At 67.7% G+C, this 12,925-nt stretch carries 13 protein-coding genes and 1 tRNA gene; 3 read left to right on the top strand and 11 right to left on the bottom strand.

What is annotated here, in order from left to right; translation table 11 throughout:
• Nucleotides 1-49: 49 nt before the first annotated feature.
• Nucleotides 50-1,024, top strand: coding sequence for a magnesium transporter CorA family protein (locus C0R66_RS12605; protein WP_101524990.1), 975 nt, complete (start codon nucleotides 50-52; stop codon nucleotides 1,022-1,024).
• Nucleotides 1,025-1,084: 60 nt separating this feature from the next.
• Here the strand turns inward: C0R66_RS12605 and C0R66_RS12610 are convergent, their stop codons facing one another.
• On the bottom strand, nucleotides 1,085-1,438 hold the full coding sequence (locus C0R66_RS12610; protein WP_199286672.1) for a lipopolysaccharide assembly protein LapA domain-containing protein: 354 nt from the start codon (nucleotides 1,436-1,438) through the stop codon (nucleotides 1,085-1,087).
• Between the two features lie 1,040 nt (nucleotides 1,439-2,478).
• Complete coding sequence (locus tag C0R66_RS12615; protein ID WP_101524992.1) at nucleotides 2,479-3,987, bottom strand: SulP family inorganic anion transporter; 1,509 nt, start codon at nucleotides 3,985-3,987, stop codon at nucleotides 2,479-2,481.
• Nucleotides 3,988-4,170: 183 nt separating this feature from the next.
• Between C0R66_RS12615 and C0R66_RS12620 the strand changes: the two genes are divergently transcribed.
• A complete protein-coding gene (locus C0R66_RS12620) occupies nucleotides 4,171-4,617 on the top strand; it encodes a MerR family transcriptional regulator (RefSeq protein WP_199286673.1) in 447 nt (148 codons plus the stop codon).
• Between the two features lie 162 nt (nucleotides 4,618-4,779).
• On the opposite strand, the gene C0R66_RS18725 is transcribed toward C0R66_RS12620, so the two are convergent.
• A complete protein-coding gene (locus C0R66_RS18725) occupies nucleotides 4,780-5,016 on the bottom strand; it encodes a hypothetical protein (protein WP_158648033.1) in 237 nt (78 codons plus the stop codon).
• A gap of 566 nt (nucleotides 5,017-5,582) precedes the next feature.
• On the opposite strand from C0R66_RS18725, the gene C0R66_RS12630 reads away from it, so the two are divergent.
• Nucleotides 5,583-6,086, top strand: a complete 504-nt coding sequence (locus C0R66_RS12630; protein ID WP_158648034.1) for a hypothetical protein — start codon at nucleotides 5,583-5,585, stop codon at nucleotides 6,084-6,086.
• Nucleotides 6,087-6,572: 486 nt separating this feature from the next.
• On the opposite strand, the gene C0R66_RS12635 is transcribed toward C0R66_RS12630, so the two are convergent.
• The 8 genes from C0R66_RS12635 to C0R66_RS12670 all read right to left on the bottom strand — a co-directional run bounded on the left by C0R66_RS12635 (nucleotide 6,573) and on the right by C0R66_RS12670 (nucleotide 12,867).
• Nucleotides 6,573-6,833 (bottom strand): Txe/YoeB family addiction module toxin, encoded by a 261-nt coding sequence (locus C0R66_RS12635; RefSeq protein WP_101524995.1) that lies wholly within the window; start codon nucleotides 6,831-6,833, stop codon nucleotides 6,573-6,575.
• Nucleotides 6,834-6,835: 2 nt separating this feature from the next.
• On the bottom strand, nucleotides 6,836-7,096 hold the full coding sequence (locus tag C0R66_RS12640; RefSeq protein WP_241901434.1) for a type II toxin-antitoxin system Phd/YefM family antitoxin: 261 nt from the start codon (nucleotides 7,094-7,096) through the stop codon (nucleotides 6,836-6,838).
• Nucleotides 7,097-7,359: 263 nt separating this feature from the next.
• Nucleotides 7,360-7,433, bottom strand: a tRNA-Met gene (locus C0R66_RS12645).
• Between the two features lie 77 nt (nucleotides 7,434-7,510).
• Nucleotides 7,511-10,417: a UPF0182 family membrane protein gene (locus C0R66_RS12650; RefSeq protein ID WP_101524996.1), complete on the bottom strand. Its 2,907-nt coding sequence runs from the start codon at nucleotides 10,415-10,417 to the stop codon at nucleotides 7,511-7,513.
• 5 nt (nucleotides 10,418-10,422) lie between these two features.
• Complete coding sequence (locus tag C0R66_RS12655) at nucleotides 10,423-10,983, bottom strand: PPA1309 family protein (RefSeq protein ID WP_101524997.1); 561 nt, start codon at nucleotides 10,981-10,983, stop codon at nucleotides 10,423-10,425.
• Nucleotides 10,980-12,035 carry a YlbL family protein gene (locus C0R66_RS12660; RefSeq protein WP_101524998.1) on the bottom strand — a complete coding sequence of 352 codons (1,056 nt, stop codon included), beginning with the start codon at nucleotides 12,033-12,035 and terminating at the stop codon, nucleotides 10,980-10,982. The genes C0R66_RS12655 and C0R66_RS12660 overlap by 4 nt, the downstream gene beginning before the upstream one ends.
• Before the next feature lie 26 nt (nucleotides 12,036-12,061).
• Nucleotides 12,062-12,319, bottom strand: a complete 258-nt coding sequence (locus C0R66_RS12665) for a hypothetical protein (RefSeq protein WP_199286674.1) — start codon at nucleotides 12,317-12,319, stop codon at nucleotides 12,062-12,064.
• Nucleotides 12,320-12,435: 116 nt separating this feature from the next.
• Nucleotides 12,436-12,867 carry a molybdenum cofactor biosynthesis protein MoaE gene (locus tag C0R66_RS12670; RefSeq protein WP_241901435.1) on the bottom strand — a complete coding sequence of 144 codons (432 nt, stop codon included), beginning with the start codon at nucleotides 12,865-12,867 and terminating at the stop codon, nucleotides 12,436-12,438.
• Nucleotides 12,868-12,925 lie beyond the last annotated feature (58 nt).

Below are 12,925 nucleotides of genomic sequence, written 5' to 3' on the forward strand. Positions count from 1 at the left end.
GTGCATCCACCTACGCCGAATCGCACGACCCGCGCGTGATACTGATGCCATGCCACCACGTACTCGCTGCTACCGCGGGGGCGTTCTCACCGATGAAGACTTCCCCCTGGAGCAGCTGTCCGATCACGTGAAAGACAAGTTGGCCGTTCTCTGGGTCGATCTGTGTGCCACGGATCTCGCAGAGCTGCAGTTGGTGGCGAGCGAGCTCGGACTGCACGAGCTGGCCGTCCAGGACGTCGCCCAAGGTCGTCAACGCCCTAAGTTCGACCGCTACGACGGACATGATTTCCTCAGCGCCTACACGGTGCAGCTCGACATGGACAGTGGTCAGCTGGTCACCGCCGAGATGCACGCGTTCGTCACCCCGGCCGTCCTCGTCACCGTACGGCCCGAGGAGAACTTCTCCCTCGATGCGTTGCTGGCCCGGTGGGACGACGAGGCTGGGCTCACCCGATTCGGAGTCGGCGCCCTGCTCCTCGGCCTGCTGAACTTCGTGGTCGACGGGCACTTCGCAGCAGTGGAGTCGCTCGACGACCAGATCGAGCAGCTGGAGGACCTCCTGTTCGATGACAGACCGCACGAGCAGAGCGTCCAACGGCGCAGCTTCGAGCTGCGCAAGAGTCTCGTGCGGCTCCGTCGCGTGGTCCTGCCCATGCGAGAAGTGGTCAACACCTTGATGCGACGGGACGTCGGGTTGGTCCCCGACGAGCTCATGCCCTACTACCAGGACGTCTACGACCACGTGCTGCGCGTGACCGAGTGGGCCGAGAGCCTGCGCGACCTCGTGAACACCATCCTGGAGACGAACCTGACGATCCAGGGCAACCGGCTCAACATCATCACCAAGAAGATCACCAGCTGGGCGGCCATCATCGCGGTGCCGACGGCGATCACCGGCTTCTACGGCCAGAACCTGCCGTATCCCGGGTTCGCCCAACACTCGGGCTTCGTCACGTCCTCACTCCTCATCGTTGCGCTCTCCGGTGCTCTCTTCATCACCTTCAGACGCAAGGACTGGCTCTGACCCCGTGCTGACCTGCGGCACCGTCTCGCGGTGAGTCCCAGGCACGCGTGGCCAGCTTCGTCAGGGGCGCGCTGGACTTCGTCTGGTGCGTCGGGCGATCCTGCGCAGCTGCGTGACCCGGGCGACGCCGGCGATGCCTACCATCACGCCGCCGCCCACTGCGGCGATCAACAGGGCCATCCCGAGAGGGATCGTCCCGTCAAGACCGAGGAAGTGGACCGCGACCTTCGTCGAGTTCTGGAGGACGAACACGATGAGGAGGATCAGCAGCAGCAGCGCGACCCCGGTGGCCACCCAGGCGGCGCTTGCTCGAGTGAACCCAGGGGCGGGGTCCGTGGCTGAGGTGCCGGCCTCGGGTGTGCCCGCTCCGACCCGTTCTTCGTCGGGTCCCGGGATGGAGGAGTCGGTCGTCATGATCACAGTCCTTCGTGGAGTCTGGAAGAAGTTGTCGACGACAGGATCGCGGTCCTCGGGTTCGTCACGCCGTTTGAAGGTACCCATCGCAGTGATGGTCCATCCCTCAAGCCACGCCCGGCACCCGCTCTTGTCGAGGGGCCCCTTGCCTCTGGGCGCACCACCAACCCAGGAAATGACAAAGGCCCGAAACCACTTCCGTGGTTCGGGCCTTGCCGATGTCCGGAGACATCATATTTGTAGCGGGGACAGGATTTGAACCTGCGACCTCTGGGCCTGCGGCGTGTGAGCTCGGTCCATCTGGATTTTTAGACGGTTCTTGACGATGTGTGCTCTGACCTGCGCAAAGACCCGGAAAGTTGCGTCCAGCCCGGCCGATCCTTCTGCTCCCTCTTGTTCCGGTACGGCTGCCTGTGCCCCCTCTGCGATTGAGGTGCGATAGCGAGCGCGCGGATCGCGGCAGATACGGACGTCGACGTGTCCGCCATGAGTGTGCTCAGTCATCTCGCAGGGCGCGATGCTGGTCGACGTTCCGCCCTGCATATGGGTCGGGCACAGGGTCAGGCTCGACGCTCGTGATGGTCTCCTCCAACCGCACTCCCGGTGGGAGGTTGCGGTAGTCACGCTCGGTCGTCGCCCCGCCGGAGCGATTTTCGTTTGCGGTCATTGTCCGACCCTAGTCCTGGAATCGAGATCAACGGGCGCCGCGCGGCCGGTTAGTCCTGGCGCGAATGCACGCATCTCGGGAGATCCGGACGTCTCTACGCGGCGGGCGTTATCACACCTCACTCGCAGAGGGGGGCCGGTGCTGGCGTTTACGGGACTAAGTGCGGCACGACTCAAATCGATCTCGAGTCCCCCAGAAGAGCCGACCTCGCAGCGCGGGAGACCGTCCCGAGATCAAGCTATTGAGTTTGCCGCCGCAGGATCCCTGCCCCCCTCCGCCCCGACGGGAACCGAGGGCTACCCGCTCGGTCATGCCGCGATCCCCGCGGTCCTGCCGAGACGCGGACGGTCGGACAGCGCAGCAGCGGACGGTCTCAGTGAGTGGCGAGCTGTCCGGTGAGTCGTTCGTGGCGGTCGGCGCTGGAGGGGTTGAGGCCGACGATGGTGGCGGTCTTGCCCTTGCGGGCGTACTTGGTGGTGATGGCGTCGAGTGAGGCGACGGTGGAGGCGTCCCAGATGTGGGAGTCGGTGAGGTCGATGACGACCTGGTCGGGGTCTTCGGCGTACTCGAACTGGGTGTACAGGTCGTTGGAGGAGGCGAAGAAGAGCTCGCCGGTGACGCGGTAGATGGCCGTGGCGTTCCCCTCGCGGTCCTCGACGAGCTCGCGGCGGGTCTCGGTGAGGTGGGCAACACGGCGGGCGAAGAGGGTCATGGCGACCAGGACGCCCACAACGACGCCGATGGCGAGGTTGTGGGTGGCGACGGTGACCGCGACGGTGGCGACCATGACGGTGGTCTCTGACTTCGGCATCCGGCGCAGGGTGGCGGGTTGGATGGAGTGCCAGTCGAAGGTTCCGACCGAGACCATGATCATGACCGCGACCAGCGCGGCCATCGGGATGATGGCTACGGCGTCGCCGAAGCCGACGACCAGGATGAGCAAGAACACCCCGGCCAGGAAGGTCGAGATGCGGGTGCGGGCCCCGGAGGCCTTCACGTTGATCATCGTCTGACCGATCATGGCGCAGCCGCCCATGCCGCCGAAGAACCCGGTGATGACGTTTGCGGCGCCCTGGCCCCACGACTCCCGGGTCTTGTCGGAGTGGGTGTCGGTGATGTCGTCGACGAGCTTGGCGGTCATCAGCGACTCCAGCAGCCCGACCAGCGCCATCGCCACCGCGTAGGGGGCGATGATCTGGAGCGTGTCGAGGTTGAACGGCACATCGGGGAAGAACAGGCTCGGCAGCGAGCTGGGCAGCTCGCCCTCGTCCCCCACGTCGGGGACGGTGACGGCTGCCAGGACGGTGAACCCGGTCAGCGCGACGATGGCGACCAGCGGAGCCGGGATCACCTTGGTGACCCGCGGGAGGCCGACCATCACCGCGATGCCGATGGCGATCATCGGGTAGACCAGCCAGGGCACGTCGACCATGTAGGGCACCTGGGCCATGAAGATGAGGATGGCCAGGGCGTTGACGAACCCGACCATGACCGAGCGCGGGATGAACCGCATGAGCTTGCCGAAGCCGCCGAGGCCGAGCGCGACCTGGATGAGACCACCGAGCAGGACGGTGGCGATCAGGTAGTCCAGGCCGTGCTCGCGCATGACGGGAGCGATGACCAACGCGATGGCGCCGGTAGCGGCCGAGATCATCGCCGGGCGCCCGCCGAGGAACGAGATGGCGACGGCCATGGTGAAGGACGCGAACAGCCCGACCTGCGGGTCGACGCCTGCGATGATCGAGAACGAGATCGCCTCGGGGATGAGCGCGAGCGCGACGACGAGGCCGGCGAGGACCTCGGTGCGCAGCAGCTTCGGCGAACGCAGCGCGGTCCAGACGCTGTTGTCGGGTGCGGGCTGCGCAACGGTGGGCGCGGACATGGTCAAGACAAGGTGCTCCAATCGAGCTTGGGGGTGGCGGTCGGCGGCCGTGGTGCGTGGCACTAGCTGTGAGTGCGAGACCATGGGGCCGGGTGCTGGCGTCATCGCCAGCGGAAGTCTGAACGCAACTCTACCCTTACGGAAGGGTAGAGTTGAAGTTGACGCGACGTGAGGGTGGCTACGGTGACCAGCAAGGTGGATTTGTCGGACACGGGGCGCGACGAGGCCGGGCTTCGGTCGTCGGCCGTCATGCACATCGGCGAGGTCGCCGCCCGAACGGAGCTGTCGCTGCGCAGCCTGCGGCACTGGGAGGAGGTGGGCCTGCTCGCACCCTCGGGTCGCACCGAGGGCGGGTTCCGGCTCTATACCGAGGACGACGTCGAGAAGATCTTGGTCATCCGCCGCATGAAGCCGCTCGGCTTCACCCTGGACGAGATGAAGGCCGTCCTCGACGACATCGAGGCCCTACGAGACCCCGCAACCTCGGACACCGCCCAGGTCGAGGCACGAGACCGTCTGGCCTCGGTCCAGGCAGAAGCCGCCGACCGACGCCACAAGTTGGTCCGACAGCTCGAGATGGCAGACGAGTTCATCGGCCTCCTCGCCCGGGAGACCACGACCCGCCGGTAGCCCGCCCTCGGGCGAAGAGCAGTGCCAGGCCAGCCAGGGACGCGGCGAGCCGACGAGCACGCCCACCCTTGATGTCGAGTTCCAGCGCGCTCCCCGTCGCCGCCGTCAGTCGTTGATGGCCTCGGACCGCTGCTCGTCGTCCGCGTCCTGGGGTGTCCTCTACTACGCGTTCGCTGCTGTCCAGTCCTCCATCGCCACCGACACCGGCTGGTCGAGCGTCGCCGTCACCGGCGCGTTCTCCCTGTCCCTGATCCTCTCCGGCGGCGTCGGGATCCGGGTCGGTCGGCACATCGACGCGTTCGGCCCACGCCGAGTGATGACCGCGGCGTCCGTGGTCGCCATCCCGGGGGTCGCCAGCGTGGCGCTGGCCCCGAACCTGCACGAAATCGGCGTCGACATCACCGGACGCAAGCCGAAGCCCGTCACCCCGCCCTGGTCGGCGCAGCAGACCTCGTCGTCATCCCGGGACGCGAGGCCAAAGTCGAACCCGTCGACGGCACCCGGTTCGAGGTCTGGGAGACCGACGAGCCCTCGGAACGAGGCATCGACGGTGCAGACCGCATGCGGCTGGGTCGCGACGACATCGCGGCACGAGTCCGCCGACTCGCGCAGGACCTGGGACTGGCCAAGATCCAAAAGTCACCGGCCACTTCCATCGTGATACCCACGAAGTAGTCCCCCTCCGCAGTCAATATTCGGACCTACCCGATCGCACTCACCTGCCGCGTAGGGGTGGCCCTACAACTCCTTGTCATGGACCCGCGGCCAAGTCTGCGAGCCACCGCTCGACCGCATGGGGCTCCACTCAGTAGAACGGCGATGCTGGAGGGCACCTTTCTGTCACCGCCGAGGTCCAGCAGACGGGTTGAGTGTCACGACCAGCAGTTCGCCAAGTCGCCGAAGTGTTGCCCGCACGTCATCGTGTCTGCGACATCTTGTTCAGCAAAACGGGTACCTCCTTCTCCATGAGCAACTACGAAAGCCGAACCGGCAACAACCGTCATGACGAAACGCACCGTGCCAACCCAATGGGCGCCTACGTCGCCACGGCAGGTGTGGTCGTATTTCTGATCGCCACTTTCCTTGAGTGGGTCCAGGCCGACGACAAGGGCTTCAGCGGCTATGAGACCGACACCGTCATCCCGTTCACGGCGTACCTCGGCGTCGGCCTGGCCGCTGCGCTGCTCTACGCCGCAAAGCGGGCGACCCGGCGTCAGCACCGGGGCCTGTCCTTGACTTCGATGGCGGCTGGAATCGCCGCCACCGGCCTGGCGCTGTCCTACCTCCTCGAGGTTCCCGGAAACGCCGAGCGGAGGTCCGGTTACGACACCGAGATTGGCGTCTACGTCGGCCTCATCGGAGCCATCGTCTGGGCAGTCGGCTCGTTCCTGCTGGCCAAGGAGCCGGAGGGCGACATCGAGCATCATGAGCATGACAACAACCGCTCCACTGGCCCCGCTGGCAACTGATTCGATACCGACCAGACCTCCGCTCCCGAACGTCGCAGAGAGTCGCGGTGAATGTCGTGGAACCCGCTGTGGGTTCCACGACGTTCTCGTCTTGCCACCGGATGAACCTGCGAGGCCGTACGGCTGGCCGGGCTGGCGAGTGCCCGCAATCGAGGGGTCCGACCTCTGGAGCGCATAGCGCGCTCAACAAGCATGAGCGTGCACTTCGGATCAGGCGTTTGCTGGCGCTCCCCCCGCTGCCGCTCGCCGGTGCGGACGACACACCTGCGTGGGGGCGAGCATCGTCTGGGTCTAACAATCATCACCCGCGGGGTTCGAGAGCTTCGGGTGTTGGTGCGGCTCGGGTTCGCGGTCGTGCTGACGGGTCGCACGCGGCACCGGGCCGGCGCCCCACCGCACCCTTGGAGAGTCCGCCGACTGGGCCTGGGACGGCGGTCGGGTCCCGACGCGTCAGCCACGGGAAGTCTGACGGGCGGTTGTGGTGGGTCAGCGGCCGTAGTGGTAGCGGCAGGCGGCGATGCGGACTTCAGTGTTGGTGACCTTGTAGACCAGCCGGTGTTCGTCGGTGATCCGCCGTGACCAGTAGCCGGCGAAGTCATGCTTGAGCGGCTCGGGCTTGCCGATGCCTTCGTTGCCGTTGGGCACGACGTCGTGGATGAGCAGGTTGATGCGCTTCAGCACCTTGCGGTCCTGGGTCTGCCACCACAGGTAGTCCTCCCAGGCATTGGCGTCCCAGACCAGCCGCATCCTCAGTCGGCGTCGAGGAGGTCGTGGCTCTGCCCTGCATCGGCCTCCAGACGCTCCATGGCGTCGAGCAGGCGACGAGCGTTGGCAGGCGATCGCAACAGGTAGGCGGTTTCTCGCAGGGACTCGAAGTCCTCCAACGAGACGATCACCACCGACGGATGACCGGCTCGTGTGATCACAACTTCCTCTCGGTCGTTGACCACGTCATCGAGCACCTGGGCATAGCGTGCTCGGGACTCGGTGTAGCTCAGCGTCTTCACCATCCCACCTCCTCAGTACAGAAAACTGTACAGCCCGGGTCAAGGGTGCGGGGCGGGGCGCGCGCCGTGCGCCAATGGGTTGGAAAACGCGCCCGTCGAGGGGTCGTAGCCATCGATGATGCGAGCCTGAGCGACCACCCCGAGCCCCATTGCGAACGGATGTGACGGGGGGTTTCTGGGACCCAATCCGCGACATAAGTGGAATCGGTTCAAAACACACAGTGGCCCCCGATCTGCGTTTCCGCAGGTCAGGGGCCACCTTCTTGTAGCGGGGGCAGGATTTGAACCTGCGACCTCTGGGTTATGAGCCCAGCGAGCTACCGAGCTGCTCCACCCCGCGCCGCTGAACAGAACATTACGTGATCGGCTTGGGCAGACCAAATCCGGGGTGGGGCGAGGACTCGCCCCACCCCGGAGTCACTCGTCGGTCAGCTCCACGGCCTCGTCGATCAGCGCCTCGGCGTCGGCGATCGCCTCGGCCCAACCGACGGTGTCCCCCTCGCGCTGGGCAGCCCCGGCCTCCTCGAACTTGGCCGCGGCCTGGTCGAGCAGCTTGCGCACCTGGGCGTTCACCGACTCCGCGGGCTCCGACGGGGTCTCCTCCCCACCTTCGGGCTCGGTGGGAGTGGCGGTCTCGGAGTCCTCCACACCCAGCACGTCGGCGATCGCGCCGCGCAGCGTGGTGTCGATGCCGACCCGTCCGCCGTAGGAGACGAGCACGAAGCTCAGGATCGGGTAGGAGGACTCCGAGGAGTCACGAGCGGCGTACAGCGGCTGCACGTACATCAGCCCGTCGCCCACCGGCATGGTCAGCAGGTTGCCGTAGCGCGGGTTGATGCCACCCTGGTCGAACGAGAACAGCTCGTCACGCACGTCCTCGTCCGAGGCGATCTCGTTGGCCACCAGCGCTGGCCCGTTGGTCCGCTCGTCGGCCAGCTCCAGGGCCTCGATCTTGCCGTAGTCCGGACTGTTGGCGTCGGAGTTGACCGAGACGAAAGCAGCCAGGTTGGCCTTGTCGCGAGGCACGTACACCGAGGTGAGGGACCAGACCTGACCCTCCGCCGGCTCCTCCTCGCCCTCGGCCTGCCGGTTCAGGAACAGGCGGTACGGCGGCTGCTGGTTGTCCTTGTCGTTCGGGTCCTCCGGGACCTCCCAGCGGTTGTTGTTCTGGTACCAGTCCTTGGGGTCCTGGACGTGGTAGCGGGCGAACTGGAACCGCTGGGCCTTGAACAGGTCCTCGGGGTAGCGCAGGTGCGACATCAGGGACTCGGGGATCTCGTCCTTGTCCTGGACCACGTCGGGGAAGGCGCCGCGCCAGGCCTGGAGGATCGGGTCCTCCTCGTCCCAGGCGTAGAGCTTCACGGTGCCGTCGTAGGCGTCGACCGTCGCCTTGACCGCGTTGCGCACGTAGTTGACCTCGTCGGTGGGCAGGGTCTGGAAGCCAGGCGCCTGCTGCAGCGAGTCGTCGGTCATGTCCTCGAAGGACTCCCGCTCGGACTGCGGGTACTGGTCGGTGACGGTGTAGCCGTCGAGGATCCACTGGATGCGGCCGTCGACGACGACCGGGTAGGGGTCTGCATCCACGGTGAGCCAGGGGGCGACCTTCTCGACCATCCGGCGGGGGTTGCGGTCGTAGAGGATCTTGCTGTTCTCGTTGACCCGCGAGGAGAGCAGCATGTTCGGCTCGCCGAACTTCACCGCGTACAGCAGCTTGTTGAACAGTCCGCCCACCGGCACGCCGGCGTCGCCGTCGTAGGTGGTGGCGGCGCTGGTGTCGTCCTCCTCGCCCTGGGGCAGGTCGAGCTCGACGTCGGGCCCGTCGGAGGCCTTGCCGACGATCGAGTAGCTCGGGCTCAGCTCACCGAAGTAGACGCGCGGCTCGTAGGGCTCGCCCTCCATCTCGGCCAGGGCGCTCTGTCCGTCCTCCTGACCCTCGGCCCACTGGATCCCGGCGGCCTGGCTCCGGTTGTCCCCGGGACGCTGGTTGGCGTACGCCGCGATCATCCCGGTGCCGTGTGTGTAGACGGTGTGCAGGTTGGACCAGTTGCGGTCCCCCGGGGCCAGACCCTCCTGGTCGAGCTCGCGGACCCCGAGCACCATGGCGCGCTCCTGGCCGCCGAGGGTGTAGCGGTCGACGTCGAGCACGTCGGCCACGGTGTAGTAGGCGCGGACCTGCTGCTGCTGCTCGAAGGTCTGCTTCACCAGCTGGGGGTCGACCAGGGGGACCGACGAGGTGTCGGCGTCCAGGGCCGCCAGCTGGGCGTCGAGCTCGGGGGCGCTGGTGTAGCGCTTCACGTCGACGTCGTCGATGCCGTACGCCGCTCTGGTCGCGGCGATGTTCTTCTCGATGTACGGCGCCTCCTTGTCCGGCTCGCTCGGCGAGACCTGGAACCGCTGCACGACGCCCGGCCAGATCAGGCCGAGCAGGATCGCCGAGAGCGCCAGCAGAGCGACGCCCACCGAGGGCAGCACCCAGGTCTTGCGCCAGATGTTGAGGAAGAAGAGCACGGCGCAGATGATCGAGATCCCCAGCAGGATGTTCTTGGCCGGCAGCACCGCCTTGTCGTCGGTGAAGTTCATCCCCGTGATCAGGCTGCCCTCCTCGTTGAGGAGGTCGAAGCGGTCGAGCCAGTAGTCGACGCCCTTCGCGAGGACGAAGAGACCCAGGAGCGCGGAGAACTGCGCCTGCGCGGCCGGGCTGAGCCGGTCCCGGCTCACCTGCAGCCGGATGCCGCCGTACAGGTAGTGCACGACCGCGGCGGCCAGCAGCCCGATGACGGCGACCGCCATCGTGAAGTCCACGACGTAGTGCCACCACGGCAGCTCGAAGACGTAGTAGCTCACGTCGCGGTCGAAGAACGGGTCCTTGGTGCCGAACGGCACCGAGTTGCGCCACAGGGTGAACTCGCGCCACTGTCCGGCACCGGAGGCTCCGGCGAACAGCCCCAGCACGACCGAGACGCCGGCGAGCAGCCATCCCCGCAGCGGGGTGACCGCTCCGCGGTAGCGATCGAGGTTGTCCTGCTCGCTGGACGCGGGGCGGAAGTAGGGACGGAACCGGTAGGCCAGGTACATGTTGAGCGCGACGAAGGCGCCCATCACGACTCCGGAGGTGACGAACAGTCCGACGCGGGTCCACAGCAGGGTGCTGAACACCCCGCCGAAGCCGAAGGAGTCGAACCACTGCCGCTCGGTCCAGAAGGACGCGAACGCGGTGAGCAGCAGGAAGCCCACCAGGAGCACCGCGGCCGTGATCACCAGCGCCCGTGACCGCCTGGGCACCGCGGGCGGCTCCGCCGCCGGCCGGGCCGGCTGGCCGAACATTCCACTCACTGGGTCTCCTCGTCGTCGAACGTGCTGGAAAGCAGGGCGATCAGGCCGGGCACCAGGTCGGTGCCGTCCACGACCGACTGCTGGTCGTCGTGGGCGCGCAGCCGCAACGCGCAGTACGTCGAGCCGGTGCGGGTGACGCCCGCAACCAGGCGCACCTCCTGCCGCAACGGGTGGTTCCGTGCGAACTCACCGGCCTCCGTCGGGTCCTCGGGGAGCTCGGCGTCCGAGCCGGGTGGCAGCACCAGCCGCTCCAGGGCGACCGCGCACCCGTCGACGCGCTCCGGCCAGACGATGGACTCCAGCACCTGCTCCAGCGGCTGGTCCACCGGGAGGCGTTCCTGCTCGACCGGGGTCAGCGACCCCATCGCCGCGGACTGGTCCAGACCCATGCTGGCGGCCAGTTCCGGCTCGGACTCGACGAGCCGCTGGGTGCCGACCAGGGCATACATCCGGGCCGGCTGGTCCCAGCCCAGGCTCGCGACGTGCGTCTCGATCTCGAGCACCGCCGCAGCCAGGGCAGGATCGGGAAGAGTCACCTGGATCTGTGGGTCCGTCATGACGTGGAGTTCCTTTCACACGACGGCAGTTCGACCTGTTGGTCTGCCGCCCAGTCCTGGACCGCCTCGAGGGCGGACTTCATGGTCTCGACGCGCACCAGGCGCATGTCGCCGTTCTCGGCGTGCACCGCCTCGTCGCAGTTGTCCGCCGGCACGAGGAACAGGCCGGCGTCGGCCTCCCTGGCGGCGGCGATCTTCTGGGCCACTCCCCCGATGGGCCCCACCTTGCCCTCGGCGTCCAGGGTGCCGGTGCCGGCCACGATGTTGCCGCCGGTCAGCGAGCCCGGAGTGAGGGTGTCGTAGACCGACAGCGCGAAGAGCAGGCCCGCGCTCGGTCCGCCGATGCTGGAGTCCAGGCTCACCGAGACGTCGAAGGGGAAGTCGTAGCCGGCGCCCGGGGTGATCCCGACCCGTTTGTCGCCGTCCACCAGGGTCGGGGTGACCTGGGTGGTGAGCCGCTTCCCGTCGCGCTGGATGACGAACTCCAACGGCTTGCCCGCGGGCGCTGCGTCGACCGCTGCGACCACGTCGTCGGCGTCGGCGATGGGCCGCCCGCCTACCTCCACGAGCTGGTCCCTGACCTCGAGCTTGCCGTCCGCGGGCAGGCCCTCGCTGACCGAGAGCACCTCGACCACCGGACTGACCTCGTAGCCGAGCTCGGTCAAGGCCGTCGCGATGGCGGTGTCCTGGGAGGAGACCATCTGCACCGCGCCCTCGATCTTGCTCTCCTCACGCGTCTGGTCCGGGCTGTAGACCGAGTCGTAGGGCAGCACGGCGTCGTCGGGGTCCGCCCAGGCGGCGAGGACCTCGAAGAGGTTGACCGTGGCCTGGGGGCGGGACACGTAGACGGTGGTCAGACGCAGCTGCCCGTCGTCGCGGTAGGTCTTGGCCCCGGAGACCTGGACGATCTCGTGGCCGTCGGACTCGCCGAGCACGTTGACGGTCAGTCCTGGCTCGTAGGTGACGTACGGAAGGGGGGTGAAAACGGCCGCCAGCCACAGCGCGACGATCAACGGCACCGCGAGAACACCCGCCAAGGTCCGTTGACTCATGGCGCCAGCCTCTCAAACGGCTGCAACTACGACACGCGTCGGGTGGACGGCGGGACCTCGGAGGCGTCGCGGGTCGGTCGCACCGCGATGCCGGTGCTCCGGTCCCGCATCCGCGCCTCCGGCTTGGCCGGGGTCGGCCGGTCCTTGCTCAGCGCGCGGGCGAGCCGCTCGACCGCCACCTCGCGGTCGATCTCGCCCCGCCCCTCGCGGCCCAGCCAGCCGACCCAGCACATGGCAGCGGACGTCACCGCCAGCGAGGGCACCAGCCACCACAGGATCTCCACCCCTGGAGCCTAGGCACCCACGTGGTCCGGGCGCTCGTGCCACGCCGCGGCGGAGCGGCCCGCGTGCAGTCTCACCTCGGGCGTCCTCACCCCGGGCGTCGATCCGGACCGTGCCCTCAGGGGGTGCCGACCCACTCCTCGTCGCCGTCGTCGAAGCGCTGGTGCTTCCAGACCGGCACCTCGGCCTTGAGGGTGTCGATCAGGGCCCGGCAGGCCCGGAAGGCGCCGTCCCGGTGCGCGGCGGTGGCCGCGACCACCACGGCGATGTCCCCGACCCGCAGCGTCCCGGTCCGGTGCACGGCCGCCACCCCCAGCACGTCGTGCTCCTGCACGATCCGACCGGCCACCTCGCGCAGCTTGTCCAGGGCGCTGGGATGGGCGGAGTAGTCGAGCCCGTCCACACCTCGCCCGCCGTCGTGGTCGCGGACCCGACCGACGAAGAGCGTCAGTCCGCCGGCGGCAGGATCGTCCAGGGCTGCCAGCACCTCGGCGACGTCCAGGTCGGACTCGCGCAGGTCCACCAGCCGTACGGCGTCACGAGAGCTCACGCCGTCGAGTCTAGGAGGCGCCCGCCCCGCTGTCCGGCAACCGGTCGGCGAGTAATCT

Source organism: Nocardioides houyundeii, from assembly GCF_002865585.1.
In the GTDB taxonomy this organism is placed as follows: Bacteria; Actinomycetota; Actinomycetes; order Propionibacteriales; family Nocardioidaceae; genus Nocardioides; species Nocardioides houyundeii.